The sequence below is a fragment of the Aquimarina brevivitae genome (assembly GCF_004216895.1).
Classification (GTDB): Bacteria; Bacteroidota; Bacteroidia; order Flavobacteriales; family Flavobacteriaceae; genus Aquimarina; species Aquimarina brevivitae.
In genome coordinates this window covers 1457274-1473797 of the sequence record NZ_SGXE01000001.1, presented here as the reverse complement: position 1 = coordinate 1473797, position 16524 = coordinate 1457274, and the positions used below count along the sequence as shown (strand labels likewise).

The 16524-nt window shown below is 36.5% G+C and carries 12 protein-coding genes and 2 tRNA genes; 8 read left to right on the top strand and 6 right to left on the bottom strand.

Annotated elements, in window-relative coordinates:
• The first annotated feature begins 151 nt into the window (after positions 1-151).
• Genes lipA through EV197_RS06410 form a run of 3 tightly spaced genes read left to right on the top strand, consistent with a single transcriptional unit; the run spans position 152 to position 4300 of the window.
• A complete protein-coding gene (lipA, locus tag EV197_RS06420) occupies positions 152-1024 on the top strand; it encodes a lipoyl synthase (protein ID WP_130285895.1) in 873 nt (290 codons plus the stop codon).
• A gap of 18 nt (positions 1025-1042) precedes the next feature.
• Entirely contained in the window at positions 1043-2047 is a 1005-nt protein-coding gene (gene gap / locus EV197_RS06415) for a type I glyceraldehyde-3-phosphate dehydrogenase (RefSeq protein WP_130285894.1), read from the top strand.
• A 30-nt stretch (positions 2048-2077) separates the two neighbouring features.
• Positions 2078-4300, top strand: coding sequence for a tetratricopeptide repeat-containing hybrid sensor histidine kinase/response regulator (locus tag EV197_RS06410; RefSeq protein WP_130285893.1), 2223 nt, complete (start codon positions 2078-2080; stop codon positions 4298-4300).
• 74 nt (positions 4301-4374) lie between these two features.
• On the opposite strand, the gene lpxK is transcribed toward EV197_RS06410, so the two are convergent.
• A complete protein-coding gene (gene lpxK, locus EV197_RS06405; protein ID WP_130285892.1) occupies positions 4375-5406 on the bottom strand; it encodes a tetraacyldisaccharide 4'-kinase in 1032 nt (343 codons plus the stop codon).
• A gap of 78 nt (positions 5407-5484) precedes the next feature.
• On the opposite strand from lpxK, the gene EV197_RS06400 reads away from it, so the two are divergent.
• The 3 genes from EV197_RS06400 (at position 5485) to EV197_RS06390 (ending at position 8679) form a co-directional block, all read left to right on the top strand.
• Positions 5485-6579 carry a Nif3-like dinuclear metal center hexameric protein gene (locus tag EV197_RS06400; RefSeq protein WP_130285891.1) on the top strand — a complete coding sequence of 365 codons (1095 nt, stop codon included), beginning with the start codon at positions 5485-5487 and terminating at the stop codon, positions 6577-6579.
• A gap of 3 nt (positions 6580-6582) precedes the next feature.
• On the top strand, positions 6583-7362 hold the full coding sequence (locus EV197_RS06395) for a zinc ribbon domain-containing protein (RefSeq protein WP_130285890.1): 780 nt from the start codon (positions 6583-6585) through the stop codon (positions 7360-7362).
• A 72-nt stretch (positions 7363-7434) separates the two neighbouring features.
• Positions 7435-8679, top strand: a complete 1245-nt coding sequence (locus tag EV197_RS06390; RefSeq protein WP_130285889.1) for a glycosyltransferase — start codon at positions 7435-7437, stop codon at positions 8677-8679.
• A gap of 97 nt (positions 8680-8776) precedes the next feature.
• On the opposite strand, the gene rpsT is transcribed toward EV197_RS06390, so the two are convergent.
• From rpsT to proS, 4 genes are all read right to left on the bottom strand, one after another.
• On the bottom strand, positions 8777-9025 hold the full coding sequence (gene rpsT / locus EV197_RS06385; RefSeq protein ID WP_130285888.1) for a 30S ribosomal protein S20: 249 nt from the start codon (positions 9023-9025) through the stop codon (positions 8777-8779).
• Between the two features lie 31 nt (positions 9026-9056).
• A tRNA-Glu gene (locus EV197_RS06380) sits at positions 9057-9128 on the bottom strand.
• A 70-nt stretch (positions 9129-9198) separates the two neighbouring features.
• A tRNA-Glu gene (locus EV197_RS06375) sits at positions 9199-9270 on the bottom strand.
• A 77-nt stretch (positions 9271-9347) separates the two neighbouring features.
• Positions 9348-10826, bottom strand: a complete 1479-nt coding sequence (gene proS, locus EV197_RS06370; protein WP_130285887.1) for a proline--tRNA ligase — start codon at positions 10824-10826, stop codon at positions 9348-9350.
• A gap of 99 nt (positions 10827-10925) precedes the next feature.
• Between proS and EV197_RS06365 the strand changes: the two genes are divergently transcribed.
• Together EV197_RS06365 and EV197_RS06360 are read left to right on the top strand one after the other, a co-directional pair.
• Positions 10926-12131, top strand: a complete 1206-nt coding sequence (locus EV197_RS06365; RefSeq protein ID WP_165389010.1) for a hypothetical protein — start codon at positions 10926-10928, stop codon at positions 12129-12131.
• Positions 12132-12229: 98 nt separating this feature from the next.
• Positions 12230-13741 carry an OmpP1/FadL family transporter gene (locus tag EV197_RS06360; protein WP_130285885.1) on the top strand — a complete coding sequence of 504 codons (1512 nt, stop codon included), beginning with the start codon at positions 12230-12232 and terminating at the stop codon, positions 13739-13741.
• Positions 13742-13816: 75 nt separating this feature from the next.
• Here the strand turns inward: EV197_RS06360 and EV197_RS06355 are convergent, their stop codons facing one another.
• Complete coding sequence (locus EV197_RS06355) at positions 13817-16414, bottom strand: T9SS type B sorting domain-containing protein (RefSeq protein ID WP_130285884.1); 2598 nt, start codon at positions 16412-16414, stop codon at positions 13817-13819.
• Positions 16415-16524: the final 110 nt, after the last annotated feature.

The window sequence follows — 16524 nt, the reverse complement described above, 5'->3', positions numbered from 1 at the left end:
AACTTTCTCTTAAGATTGAAAACCATAGAAGTACTGTCCTTTTAGGCTCTGCAAAGCGGATTACCAAATTTTACTTAAATTTTTACGGGTTCAGATCCAAAGATTATCCTATTTAGTGCTTTCTTTGTATTTTTGTAAGAAATTTTGCTATATGAATAATGACGTTGCAACTGTTGCCCCACCAAAGGGCAAACCCAAATGGTTACGAGTAAAACTTCCGACAGGAAAAAAATATACAGAATTGCGGGGATTAGTTGACAAATACGATCTTCATACGATTTGTACCTCTGGTAGTTGTCCTAATATGGGTGAGTGCTGGAGTGAAGGTACGGCTACTTTTATGATCTTGGGAAACATATGTACCCGCTCTTGTGGGTTTTGTGGTGTAAAAACAGGTAGACCTGAAACCGTTGATTGGGAAGAACCAGAAAAAGTAGCGCGCTCCATAAAAATCATGAACATTAAACACGCGGTGATTACCTCGGTTGACAGAGATGATTTAGCAGATGGAGGGTCAATTATTTGGACAGAAACCATTAGAGCTATCCGAAGAATGAATCCCAATACTACTTTAGAAACATTAATACCAGACTTTCAAGGTAAAACCAAGAATATTGATCGTATTATTGAAGCTAATCCCGAGGTAGTGTCGCACAATATGGAAACCGTTAAAAGGTTAACCAGAGAGGTTAGAATCCAAGCAAAATACGAACAAAGCTTACAAGTCTTAAAATACTTAAAAGAAAACGGTATTAAACGTACGAAGAGTGGAATTATGTTGGGACTTGGAGAACAGGAAGACGAAGTAATTCAAACCCTAAAAGACCTAAGGGCGGTTGATTTAGATATCGTTACCATTGGACAATACCTCCAACCATCAAAAAGACACTTACCTGTAAAACAATTTATAACTCCAGATCAATTTAAAAAATACGAAGAGATAGGATTAGAAATGGGCTTTAGGCATGTAGAAAGTGGAGCGCTAGTTAGATCTTCTTACAAAGCACAAAAACATCTAACCTAGTACATTCTAATATATGTAATGGAAAAACCTATTAGAGTTGCAATAAATGGTTTCGGTCGAATCGGAAGAAACCTATTTAGACTACTTATCAATCATCCTGATATTGAAGTTGTGGCAATAAATGACTTAGCAGAAACTAAGACTTTAGCTCATTTATTAAAATATGATAGTATCCACGGTGTATTACCTTTTACTATTAGCTCCACTGCTGAGCATATAATAGTTATCAATAAGGAGTATCCAGTATTACATCATAAAGACCCGCTTGATTGCCCCTGGAAGTCTATGGAAATAGATATAGTTATTGAAGCCACGGGTAAGTTTAAGAGCTATCAAGACAGCTATAAACATATCCAATCTGGTGCAAAAAAGGTAATTCTTTCGGCTCCTCCTCTAGATGATGATATTAAAACAATTGTTATTGGGGTAAATGAACATATCTTAGATGGGTCAGAACTAATCATATCTAATGCTTCGTGTACCACGAATAACGCAGCTCCGATGATCAAAGTAATTGATGAACTCTGTGGGATTGAACAAGCATATATCACCACGGTTCATAGTTATACTACGGATCAAAGCCTGCATGACCAACCGCATAAAGATTTAAGGCGAGCAAGAGCAGCTGGTCAGTCTATAGTTCCTACCACAACAGGAGCAGCAAAAGCACTTACCAAAATTTTTCCTGAGCTCAGTAATGTTATTGGGGGTTGCGGGATCCGTGTTCCTGTTCCGGATGGATCGTTAACTGATATCACCTTTAATGTAAGTACCGAAACTTCGATTGACCAGATCAATGAAGCCTTTAAAAATGCTGCAGAAACAAGCTTAAAAGGAATTCTTTCATATACCGAGGATCCAATCGTTTCTGTTGATATTATAGGCAACCCTTACTCCTGTGTTTTTGATGGATTAATGACTTCGGTAATCGGAAAAATGGTAAAAATAATTGGCTGGTACGATAATGAAATTGGTTATAGTCATAGAATAATTGATTTAATTATTAACATTTGTAAGAAATAACTATATTAGTTGAGTGATTTAAACGAACTAATGCCTACCCCTTTCAAATATTATATACTTATTTTCTTTTTAATTTTTGGTGTAATTGCCTACGGGCAGCAAACACCTAAGGTTGAAATAGAAAAAGTAAGAGACTCTATTGAAGACTTTTTAGTAAAAGCCTCCACTTCAATTGACAAAGCAGAACTTGAAAAAGCACTTGAAAATATCATTATCGGTAAAGATTTAGCAATCGACTATGGAGACAGAGTGTCCAGAGCCAGAACAAATATGACGCTTGCTAAACTCTACAGAGAATTAGGAGATCTTGAAAAAGCAGAAGAGCGAATTATTAATGCTATTCAGATTCAAACCGAAGATCAAAATAATTTTTCACTTGCATTTTCTAAACTCATCTATGCTTCAATCGTATTAGAGCTTCAAAAGTTTAACGAAGCAAAAAACTCCTTGGATCAAGCAGCAGAGCTTGCGGATCAAGAAAATATTACGCAGCTTAAAGGAGCAATCAAGCTCTATAGAGGTCTTTTAGAGCTTCACCAAGATAATCCAAAAGAAGCTATTGCTCACTTTAATAGTGGTTTACCTATACTCAACTCATTAGATCAATCTTATTTTAAGGCTAAGCTCTATGTCAATAAAGCTAAAGCACATCTAGCACTTAATAATTCTGAAGAAGCGATAAAAAACAATGATACCGCGATTGCTATTGCCAAGGAAAGCGGTTATACCGAGATAGTATCTGGATGCTATAAGCTTTATAGTGAAATTTATGAATTACAAGAAAAACACCAGATTTCATTAAACAATCTTAAACTACATCAGAAAGTAAAAGATTCTCTATTTACCATCAATAAAGAAATCATTGCACAAGAAGCTGCTGCCAAATTAGATATGGGAGACAGTAAAGTAATAATTGACGAGTTAACAGGAGAACTAAAGGAACAACAAAAATCGCTAAAATTGGGCAGGTTGACTACAATTTTGGCTATTGCTTTGATCACCATTTTATCGCTACTTACTTTATCATTGTATAAAAACAATAATCTTAGGGCAAGAGCCAATGAACTATTACAAAATAAAAATGCAGAATTAATCTTAGCTAAAGAAAATGCAGAACGCGCTAGTGAAGCTAAAGTTCAATTCTTATCCACCATTACCCACGAGCTTAGAACTCCGCTGTATGCCGTTACTGGACTTACTCACTTATTACTAGAAGAAAGCCCAACACCAAGTCAAAAAGAACATCTCAACTCTCTAAAATTCTCAGGAGAATATTTACTGTCATTAATTAATAATATTTTAGATCTCAATAAGCTCGAAGCTAATAAGGTTGAACTCGAAAGTGTACCCTTTAACTTAAAGAAGCGAATAAGTGATGTACTTATAGCGCTTAGTAAATCGGCGAAGGATCGTAATAACAAATTACATTACGAATTCGATGACGATATCCCTTCAAAAGTAAAAGGTGATCCACTTAAGGTATCTCAAGTACTTATAAACCTCATAGGGAACTCAATAAAATTTACTCAGAATGGAGATATTTGGATTAGAGTAAAATTAAATACACAAACAGATACTAAAGTCTTTTTGCGATTTGAAGTAGAAGACAACGGTGTAGGAATATCCCAAAGAAAACAACAAACAATTTTCGAAAACTTTACCCAAGGCTCCGTTCAAATAAATAGAAAATTTGGGGGAACAGGTTTAGGACTCTCCATCGTCAAAAACCTAATTTCTCTTATGGGAGGCGAAATAAAACTCGACAGCGAATTAGGAAGAGGGTCTAAATTTATGTTTGACCTAAAATTCGAAGTATATGTAGATCCTAGCGCTGACTACATTATTGAAGCCAAGAAACTCGACTATAGTGTAATGGTTGATAAAAAAGTACTGGTCGTTGAAGACAACAAAATCAACCAATTAATTACCCGAAAAATTCTTGAAAAAAACAAAATGATCTGTGATGTTGCAGATAACGGGGATATTGCTGTTAACAAGGCCAAAGAATCATCTTATGATTTAATTTTGATGGATATTCATATGCCTGGCATCAGCGGAATTGAGGCAACAAGATTGATTAGAGAGTTTGATAAAGAAATACCTATTATTGCCTTAACTGCAGTTACACTCGATGAAAATTTAGATGAGTTTTATGATAATGGATTTAACGACATCATCCCTAAGCCCTATAAAACTGAAGAATTTTTCATAAAACTACATAAAGCATTTAGTAAAAAAGAAAAAACAGCATAGTTTGGCATACGATTTGTGACTAGATATTTTGAATTTAGTTATTTAGAGTTAGCCACAAAAAGTCAAAAGGGTTCTTATGATACGTAAGAACCTTCTTTTTTTACTACATTTAGGATTTGCTCATCAAATAATCTTCCTGAATATTCTCCCATGAATTGCATCGCAATAGACTGGTACCAAAGATCTCCCTCGCTAAAATGATCACTCAATCGCATATAATCTTTTTCCGTGGTCACCAATGTTCCGGCATCTTTTAGTTTTTCTATTTCCTTGGTAGAAAAATTGTGATGATCCGGGTAGTTGATGTGCGTAAATTTCAATCCTAAATGTTCATAATAAGCTACAAGTGGTTTCGGATTTGCGATCCCAGTAATTAAAGTAAATGGGGTGTCTTTAAAAAAAGAAAGCGGCTTTTGTAGAGTACCAGATTGTAATGCTGAAGTGTACGCTATTGTTGCAAAAAATAATTGCTGTTTTGTCGTTAGTTGCAAAGCCTTTTCTATCCTTTGCTTTTCTTGATCCAATAAATTAGGTGGGCATTTTGTTACGATTACAAGATCGGCCCTATTGGCACCAGATCGAGGTTCTCTAAGATTACCTGTAGGTAACACATAGTCATTGCAATACAATTGATCATACGAGGTCAATAAAATATAAAACCCTGCCTTAACCTTGCGGTGTTGATAGGCGTCATCAAGCAATATAACTTCTGGTTTATTTTTCAATGCTAAAAGATGAGTAATCCCCCTTCTTCTATTTTCATCTACGGCAACCTGTACCTCTTCATGTTTTGTATAAAACTGCATAGGTTCATCGCCTATAGTGTGCGTGGTAGAAGTAGTACTAGCCAACACAAAACCCTTGGTATTTCGTCCATAACCTCTACTCAAAGTAGCCAATTTAAAAGAAGAGGATAACAAGTTGATGAGATACTCTACCATAGGTGTTTTTCCTGTACCCCCAACACTGAGATTACCAACTGCTATTATTGGAAGGTGATAAGTAACTGATTTTTTAATCCCCCAATCATATAATTTATTTCTTACCCAGGTAACCAGCCAATAGATAGGAACAACGGGAAAAAGTAATTTTCTCAACAAATTCATAAACACAAAAGTATGAAACCATTCGTTGATTATTGCTAAAAGATTTTTTACATTTCCGATTGATATAAAAACGGAAATATGCAAATCAAAGATGTTATTCATCATCTAGAAGCACTGGCACCCACTGCTTATGCAGAAGAATTCGACAACGTAGGATTACTTGTTGGATCACCACAGACCAACCTTACCGGTATTTTAGTCACCTTGGACACGCTAGAAAATATTGTGGATGAGGCTATTGAAAAAAATTGTAATCTTATTGTAAGTTTTCACCCTATTGTTTTCAAAGGACTTAAAAGGTTTACTGGTGCTACCTATGTAGAACGAACTGTAATGAAAGCGATTAAGCACGATATTGCTATTTATGCCATTCATACCGCTCTTGACAATTCCGTAGTCGGAGTAAACGATATGATGTGTGAACAATTAGGACTATCTAATCGCAAAATTCTTATCCCTCAAAATGGTACAATAAAAAAATTGACGACCTATGTGCCTGTTTCCGAATACAACTTTGTTTTGGAAAAACTTTTTGAAGCTGGTGCTGGTAGTATCGGAAACTATGAAAATTGCAGCTTTTCTTCTAAAGGTATAGGGACTTTTAAACCACAAGAAAATGCTAATCCAAGTATCGGTAAAATAGGCGAAACACATCACGAAGAGGAAATGCAATTGCAGGTTACCTTCCCAAAGCACAACCAAAAATTGATATTACAAGCCCTATTCAACGCACATAGCTACGAAGAAGTTGCCTATGAAATCATTACCTTAGAAAATAAAAACCAACATATTGGCATAGGAATGATTGGAGAACTAACTAAACCGATTGATGAATTAACTTTTCTAAAAAAGGTAAAAGAAACCTTTAAAACTGGCTGTGTTAGGCACTCCAAGCTTCGAAATCAACCGGTACAAAAAGTTGCCGTACTGGGTGGCAGCGGAAGTTTTGCAATCCCTAATGCAATCAGTGCCGGTGCAGATGTTTTTATCACAGCAGACTTAAAATATCACCAATTTTATGAAGCCGAAAACAAGATTATTATTGCTGATATTGGCCATTACGAAAGTGAACAATACACAAAAAAATTAATTCTTACTTATCTTAGAAAAAAAATCAGTAATTTTGCAATCATTTTAGCGGATAATAAAACAAATCCAATTCAATACCTATAGCATATGGCAAAGAAAGAAGTTACTGTTGAGCAAAAATTAAGAGCTTTGTATGACTTGCAATTAATTGACTCTAGAGTTGATGAGATCAGAAACGTAAGAGGTGAATTACCTTTAGAAGTTGAAGATCTTGAAGATGAAGTAGCCGGATTAAACAAACGATTAGAAAAATTAAATACCGATCTTGAGACGATAGATGAAAGTATCAAGAACAAAAAGAATTTAATAGAAGAAGCAAAGGCGCTAATCAAAAAATACGGAGAGCAACAAAAGAATGTACGTAATAATCGTGAGTACAACTCCCTGAGCAAGGAAATCGAGTTTCAAGAATTAGAAATTCAATTAGCCGAAAAACACATCAAAGAATTTAAAGCGCAGATTGCTCAAAAAAATGAAATCATTGAGCAGACTAAAGAAAAGCTAGCCGAACGAAATGAACACCTTACTCATAAAAAGGGTGAGCTAGATGCTATTCTTGCGGAAACTGAAAAAGAGGAAAAAGCACTTATTGCTAAATCCGAAAATTTCCAAAAAGAAATCGAAGAACGATTAGTAAAAGCCTATAACAGAATCCGAACTAATGTAAAAAATGGCCTGGCTGTTGTTCCTATCGAAAGGGGTGCATCAGGAGGTTCTTTCTTTACGATCCCACCTCAAGTTCAAATGGAGATCGCTAGTAGAAAGAAAATCATCACCGACGAGCATAGCGGTAGAATATTAGTTGATCCAGAGCTTGCACAAGAAGAAAAGGAAAAAATGGAAGCAATGTTTGCTAAACTTTCCTAAACTATAGTATAAAAATAACTGAAAGCCTCGGATAACACTGAGGCTTTTTTTATGGTAAATACTCAATAACATATGGCAACTAACGTCTTAATTATTGGCACTGTTTGGCCAGAACCAACTTCCTCGGCCGCAGGAATGCGGATGCTTCAACTTATTTCAACTCTTCAAGAAAACAAATGTAACATCACTTTTGCAAGTACATCTACAAAAACACCCCAACGATTTAACCTTAAAGCACTAGGTGTTGCAGAAGACATTATCCAGGTGAATGACAAAAGTTTTGACAGCTACATTAAACATGTTGCTCCACAGATTGTCATATTTGACCGATTTATGATGGAGGAACAGTTTGGATGGAGAGTTGCCAAACAATGCCCTGAAGCTATTAAAATTCTAAACACCGAAGATCTTCATTGCCTAAGAACCACAAGAGCCCATAGTATACAGCAAAATATTCCATTTAGCCCATCGCTCTTACTACAACAAGACATTACCAAAAGAGAAATTGCAAGTATTTTACGATCTGATCTTTCATTGATCATATCTAGTTTTGAAATGGAGCTTCTAGTAAAACTATTTAATATTCCCCCAGATCTATTGTGCTATTTCCCTTTTGTATTTGAGCGCTTAACCTCTAAAGACACGCAACGATGGATTCCGTTTTCTCAAAGAAATCATTTTGTAACTATCGGAAATTTTAGACACCAGCCTAACTGGGATAGTTTTATGTACCTTAAAGAAGCCATATGGCCTCTTATTAGGAAAGAGTTACCCACAGCCGAGCTACATATCTATGGTGCCTATATGCCTCCCAAAGCAACACAATACCATAAACCAAAAGAAGGTTTTTTTATGAAAGGGTGGACCGAAGATGCAAAAAACACCTTAAGCCTAGCAAAAGTATGCCTGGCGCCCTTGCGTTTTGGAGCCGGAATCAAAGGAAAGCTAGCAGAAGCTATGCTTACAGGAACACCTAGTGTAACTACCCCTATTGGAGCTGAAGGTATGTTAGATGACGACTTAGACTGGAACGGTTTTACCTGCAATACAGCAGAAGAAATTGCTGCTGCCGCAATAAGGTTATATAATGATGAAAGATTATGGAATCAATGTCAGCAAAATGGAATCGCTATTGTAAATAGTCTTTTCACTGCAGATAAACTTAAAAACACTTTACTTGCCTCAATAGACAAGCTAAGAAAAAACCTAACCCAACACAGGTCTAAAAACTTTATCGGCAGTATTTTAAATTTCCACACCCTACGAAGCACAGAATATATGTCCAGATGGATTGAAGAAAAAAACAAAAATACTTAAACACTTTACCTAAGACAAAGTATCTATACTTTCAATAATGGGTAAAAAAAAACTTCTCGTTATCAACGAGAAGTTCTCTTTAAATAAAATATTATAATTATAGCGCCGCTACGTGCTTCACTAACTGAGATTTAATGTTAGCTGCTTTATTTTTATGAATGATATTGTTCTTAGCCAATTTATCAACCATAGAAATTACAGATGGTAACATGGTCTCTGCTTCTTTCTTATCAGCTTCGCGTAACTTTTTGATCGCACTACGAGTAGTTTTATGCTGATATCTATTTCTAAGACGTTTAGTCTCACTGTTTCTAATTCTCTTTAATGCTGACTTATGATTTGCCATCTCTTTCTCGTTATTTCTTTATAAAAAATTGTAGCCCGTAGGGGAATCGAACCCCTCTTACCAGGATGAAAACCTGGCGTCCTAGCCGATAGACGAACGGGCCATTATGTTTGTTTCAAAATTTGGTTGCAAACTTACAATTTTAGTTACAAATCTGCAACAGATTTTATTAGTAGCCCGTAGGGGAATCGAACCCCTCTTACCAGGATGAAAACCTGGCGTCCTAGCCGATAGACGAACGGGCCATCGTTTTGCTTAATTGCGGATGCAAAAATACAACTATTTTTTAATGGCGCAAGAGTTATGTTATTTTTTTTACACCCTAATATGCTTTCGCAAATAAAACCCTTGTTTTAGAGGGGTTTCCGGTGTAAACACAACTTCCATTTTCTGCTACAAAATCAAACGGTATGCAGCGAATAGTTGCCTTTGTAAGCTCTTTTATCTTTTGTTCAGTTTCCGCAGTTCCATCCCAATGTGCTGAAATAAAACCACCCTTATTTTCTAAAACTTCTTTGAACTCATCAAGATTGTTGACTTCAGTAATATGCGTATCTCTAAATTCAGTTGCCTTTTGATGCAAATTATTTTGTATTTCTTGCAAAAGATCTGTTACCGTATCCACTACATCATCTTTTGCCACAAACGTTTTGGACAGCGTATCTCTTCGAGCAAGCTCTACCGTTCCTTTTTCTAAATCTTTAGGTCCTATAGCAATCCGTAGTGGCACGCCTTGTAATTCATACTGTGCAAACTTCGCCCCCGGTCTCATTGTATCTCTATCATCATATTTGACAGAAACTCCTTTTTGACCTAAAGCAGCCTTCATTTCTAAAGCAACTCGAGAAATCAGTTCTAATTGCTCCTCCCCTTTATAAATTGGCACAATAACTACTTGTATTGGAGCTAAATTAGGAGGCAACACCAATCCCTGGTCATCACTATGGGTCATTATTAAAGCACCCATTAAACGCGTAGATACACCCCAGGAAGTAGCCCAAACATAATCCTGCTTACCTTCTTTTGAAGTAAACTTCACATCAAAAGCTTTGGCAAAATTCTGCCCTAAAAAATGAGATGTCCCTGCCTGTAAAGCCTTACCATCTTGCATTAATGCTTCAATACAATACGTATCCACGGCCCCAGCAAAACGTTCACTCTCGGTTTTTCTCCCTTTAATAACCGGTATCGCCATAAAATTTTCGACAAAATCTGCATAGATATCATTCATTTGAGCAGTTTCCGCGATAGCCTCCTGTTTTGTTTCATGAGCAGTATGTCCTTCTTGCCATAAAAACTCCGCAGTACGCAAGAAAAGTCGTGTCCTCATCTCCCAGCGCACTACATTAGCCCATTGATTGACTAATATCGGTAAATCCCTATAGGATTGTATCCAACCTTTATAGGTGTTCCAAATAATTGCTTCGGAGGTAGGTCTTACCACCAATTCCTCTTCAAGTTTGGCATCGGGATCAACAATTAATTTTGATGGGTCATCAGGATTTGTTTTCAACCTATAATGGGTTACCACAGCACATTCCTTTGCAAAACCTTCTGCATTCTTTTCTTCTGCCTCAAATAAACTTTTGGGTACAAATAATGGAAAATAGGCATTTTGATGACCGGTTTCTTTAAACTTTTTATCCAGTTCAGCCTGCATTTTTTCCCATATCGCATAACCATATGGCTTAATTACCATACAACCCCTAACTGCCGAGTTTTCTGCTAAATCGGCTTTTACAACAAGCTCATTATACCATTTTGAGTAATCCTCGCTTCTTTTAGTAAGATTTTTGCCCATATACTGTTGTTTGGCACAAATATTGTGTCTTAGTTAAATATAAAATAGTTAGCGCAAAACTAACTAAATTTGTAATGTTCAACAATTAAAAACGTAGATATGCTACTCAAAAATAATATAAGGATAAAAAGTACTTTAGGAGTAACCCTCTTAATAAGTGTATTAATGTTGACATCTTGTGTTTCTTATCAATATGTCCCATATAACGATGGAATATATGGAGAAACGAACACCTATGAGCGGAGAACACAAAGGCAACCGCAAACTGTTCAAAACAATGAGCCACAAGAATCTAATTATTATGCTAATTATTTTTCAGAAAAAGCAGCTTTCTACGACGATCTAGTAGCAGAAGATGATGTTTTTACAGATGTAGATTCATATGCTAGCGATAATTATGATAGTCAAGATACTACAGCAACCAAATTAAACTACGAATACCAAGAAACACGCCCTGCGTGGGGTAGCAACCCTTCTCAAGTTACCGTCAATATTTACGACAATGGTTGGAATAATTGGGGATGGAACAACTGGGGCTGGAATGCCGGCTGGGGCTGGAATGCTGGTTGGGGTTGGGACAATTGGTATAGTCCTTGGGGCTGGAACTGGAATGCTGGCTGGGGTTGGAACTCTGGCTGGGGATGGAATGCCGGTTGGGGATGGAACAACTGGGGCTGGAATGTTGGCTGGGGTTGGAACAACTGGTACGGCGGCGGATTTTGGTGCCCACCTTATTATCGAAATAATCCATATTATTATGCCGTTAATAGATCCTACAGGTCTAGCCTAGCATCTAACTATAGATCAAGATACCTCTACGGTAATAATAGATCTAGATATAGTAATAATAGATCTCGTTATAGCAACAACAGATCCAGATACAATAATAATAGGTCTAGATACAGTAATAACAGATCCAGATACGATAATAACAGATCACGTTATAGCGATTCAAGAAGCAGACAAGGTTATTCAAACCGATCCAGAATTTCAGCTGACAGAAATCGTTCAAGGTCTAGCTATTACAATAATAGATCAGGTGGTGATTATAGTAGATCAAGATCCAATTACAACTATAATAGAGGTACCAACTCATCAACACCTAGAACAAGAAGCGGAAGTTCTACACGTAGTAGAAGTAATTATAATTCAGGCTCATCTCGTAGCAGAAGCAATTACTCGGGTAGTGGTAGTTCGAGAAGCAGAGGAAGTAATTATTCATCAGGTTCATCAAGAAGTAGAAGTAGTGGTTCTCGCGGCGGAGGCGGAGGTAGATCCAGAAGCCGTGGTGGCGGAAGAGGATAATCAACTGCGATATACCCATAGCAATTTAATTAATCTATAATTGAAATATCATCACATTAAGATGGGATGGTATTTCAATGCATTAAATTTATTTATAAATGAAAAAAATAGTTTTCTTCATAGGAGTCTTATTCGTATCCATAACTAATGCACAGGATATTTCGGATGCCTTAAGATATGCCGATCAAAATATTCAAGGTACAGCGCGCTTTAGAGCGATGGGAGGTGCATTTGGGGCTTTGGGTGGGGATCTTTCTGCTATTCAAATAAATCCTGCTGGGTCCGCTGTATTTTTAAACTCACAGCTTTCAGTTACTCTTGCAGGTGCAGGTTATGGAAGCGATATTTACTATGGTAATGGAATTAATACGCAAACCGGAAGTAATCTTAATTTTAATCAATTAGGAGCTGTTTTTGTATACGGGGATGCAAGTGGATCTTCACCTATTAACAAATTCACGCTTACTCTTGCTTACGATCAAACTTCAGATAACGAATTTCAATTTACAGCATTTGGAAATACTTCAACCTCCATTGATTCTTATTTTCTTAATCAAGCGCAAGGCGTACCTTTGGACTTACTAGAACGAAGATCTGGTGAAAGCATATCTGACCTATATTCATTTCTAGGTGAAACTGAAGGTTATGCAGTTCAACAAGCCTATTTAGGTTACGAATCATTTATTTTAGAAGCCGATGACCCCAGCGATCCAGACAATACAAGTTATTTTTCTAATATAGGCTCGGGTAGCTTTTATCAAGAATATGCTTATCAAAGCACAGGTCTTAATGGTAAATTTTCGGTTAACGGGGCTGCCCAAATCAATAATGATTTTTATTTAGGTTTGAATCTAAATTCACACTTTATAAATTATGATCGAGTTACCGATTTTTTTGAAGCTAACACCAATGCCGGTAGCAATATAAATGAAGTATTATTTACCAATCGTTTATCTACGAGGGGTGCAGGTTTTTCAGCACAAGTAGGAGCGATTGCTAAAGTTTCTGATCTAATACGACTTGGTTTTGCAGTTGAATCGCCAACTTGGTACACTATAGAAGAAGAAACAACACAAGATTTGGAAACTTTTAGTGAAGTGGACGGAGTCGCTGTAGTAGCTCCAGATGTCATCAATATTTTTCCGGAGTATCAATTAAGAACGCCTGCAAGCTATACCGCTAGTATTGCCTTTCTTTTTGGAAGACAAGGACTAATCAGTTTAGATTATAAGTATAAAGATTATACCACAACAAAATTCAGCTCTGATTTTGGTAATGATTACACCGACCTTAATAATAGTATTGTAAGCACTTACAAAGAAACTTCAACAATTAGGCTAGGTGGAGAATGGCGAAACGAAAACTGGAGTTTTAGAGGAGGCTATGTTTATGAAGAAAGCCCTTTTAAAAATGAACTATTAAGATCAGATAGAACAGGAATTTCTTTTGGTTTAGGCTATAACTGGGGGAAATACAAACTGGATTTTGCCTATGATGTTATGCAACAAGAATCTTTTGAACGTTTCTACCCAGGATCAGACTTCTTTAATGGAGCGGTGGTTGATACTTATAGGGATAATCTAACGTTTACCTTCGGTATCAATTTTTAAGAACATCAAACATATCTACATAAACAAAAAGACGAGTATACACTCGTCTTTTTATATTATTTCAACTAAGTTTTCTTATCGAATTAATGAAAAACTACCTTTAAAAACTTTTCGGTGATTATTTGGATCAGCAGGTTCATTAAATTCAACACTAAACCAATACTCCCCCGAAGGCATTAACTTACCATTAAAAGTACCATTCCATCCCGATCCTCCTGGAAAAATCTGCTTTAACAACTTACCATTTCGGTCAAAAATATAAATTAATGCTGTAGACTGATCCTCAGCATTTATTAAACTCCAGGTATCATGGATATTATCGCCATTAGGAGTGAAATACTTTGGATATCCTAAGGTTTGTATGAGCTCGGACTCCACTAAAGGCTGACAACCATTTCTGTTGCGCACCGTTATCACATAATCTCCAGCTGGTAAATCTGTAAACGTCGGACTATCCTGAAAACTTCCATTATTAATTGCATATTCATAATCCTGTAACTCCCCAACCTGGAATTCTGGTTGAGCCGTGATAGTAAATGAGGAAGAAAAAGAAGATTCCTCAATTACATAACCTACTCGTAATGGTGCAGCAGACGGTCTTAGTGTAATAGCATATTCCTCAGAGGTAAAAGGATTAATAGCGTTGGTACAATCAGGCTCTCCATTACTCCCTAGTCTGGTAATTACCAAACTAAACTCTTGTGATTCGGGTAATGATTGGATTTGGAAAATAGCGTCTTCCAAACCATCATTGTTTTGATCTGTATTATCAGGCGTCCAATCATAGAGGTAAATATTTCCATCCAAAGCTCCTAAATCTTCTCCTATCTGCAAGGGTTGCTGTACTGAACCATCTGGATTAACACAAACAACTTGTTCTCCACTAAAAGATTCATTATCTGTAAGTGTCGGAAGTTCATTTACCTGCAATTCAAAGGATACTACATTACTTTTTCCACAACCGTTTTGATCATCAATAACAGCCGCAAAAATTTGCTGTGGATTGGTAGTATTTCTAAAAGCAACCAATTCTTCTTCCGACAAGTTTAAATCGTTAGTATAGTCTTCAATGGTTCTATAGTAAGCAATGCTATTTGCTGTAGGATCATTGATCCCAAGCACTTCAAAATCCTTGTCTCTAAGATTAAATACAGATCGACTAGGCTCCGAAATATCTGTAGCACATGCTACAAAATTTTCAATATTAGGATTAGCTTCCGGTATTTGAGCGACATTGATAATTACTTCTGCGATGTCATCTATATTAAAACACGAAGTATTGCTATTCTCAACTCGAATAAAGATGGATTGCCCATCAATCACAGTATCTCCATTGACAAATGGATTTACATCTTGTACAGCATCCTGTACTGAACTATAATAGCGAACATCAAAGTTAGATAACTGAAGTGGTTCGTCGTTTGCCAATAAGTCCACAGGTTCTCCGGTTGGACTAAGTAGACTAACTGCTACCTCATCTACAGTAATAAATGCTTGATCAGGTGTATTATCTAATGGTTCGCAAATGGTATATCCAAATTCTGAGAAACTCAAATTTGGTGCGGGATTAACCTCTAAGATAAAACTTGTGATTTCAAAACAGCTTGGCAAGTTGTTATTCGTAATCCTAGCAAAAATATTGGTTGGTCCACTTGCAAATTGTTCAGCAATCGCGTTTAGGTCACTCTCTGCATCTGCTTGACTTACATAATAGGTTACTGAATATTCGGTTTGATCCTGTGGTCCAAGAATGCGCTGTGTATTTTGAGAAAAATCAAATACAGCAGTTCCACCTGCTTCTTCGCATAAAGTTAAATTATTTGGCTGCTGATCGACTACCGGAGGTGTATTAAAAGTTATCAAAACTTCATCAGTTTCGATATTACCAGAAGCATCTTCAACTAATAATTGGTACCTTCCAGTAACATCTACGGATAAAATAGAGGTGGTTTCACCTGCAATAACCTCAAAATTTCCTGTAGTTTCATTAAAAATCGACCATTCATACCGTATTGCTTCTTCCGTTTCACCGTCAAGTTCAATAGGCCCGTTTCCACAAATATTTTGATTAGGTCCCAAAGTAGCTTCTAATATGGAGCAATCTGTGGCGCCATTTCCATTGATTTGTTGAAAACTTATAAAACCTTGTGATTGCGAAAAATTTGTGATCAGGACCAAATAATATTCTCCTTCCTGTGCGTTGTTTATATTCATGATTTCATTAAATGAAGCCGAAAAACTACAATCAACGGTATTAGCACTTGTAAGATCGGATGCACAAGGAGTAGTAGGATCGTTAAAAGGACCATAACATATAAAATCAACGTCTAATTGAGACCCGGTTCCATCTTCATTAGAAGTTTGTACAATATTAAACTCCAAATCTCCTGATTCTTCTATCTGTAAAAAATACCAGGCCGGAAAAGGTTGAGATCCTAAACACCCGTAATCAGGGCCAACCTCAGCAGATGTTGTACAACTAGCGTCTCCATTATGACAATTAGGAAACACAATACCAGTAGAGCTACAAAAGGGTTCAGCGCCATTTTCTCCGGAAGGATCAAAGCATACTGATCCTTGTGCATAGGCAAAAACGGGTAATATAAGAAGCCCAATATAAATCAAAAGTATTGAGCAATTTGGCCGCGAACGGTCATAAAATAAAGGAAACATAGACTGTACGTAATAGTTTATTCAATAAAAGGTTCTTAGGTCGTATTAACTCCGCAAAACTAATCAAATAAACCTTATCAACAACTATTCCATATTTTATCGCTTATATT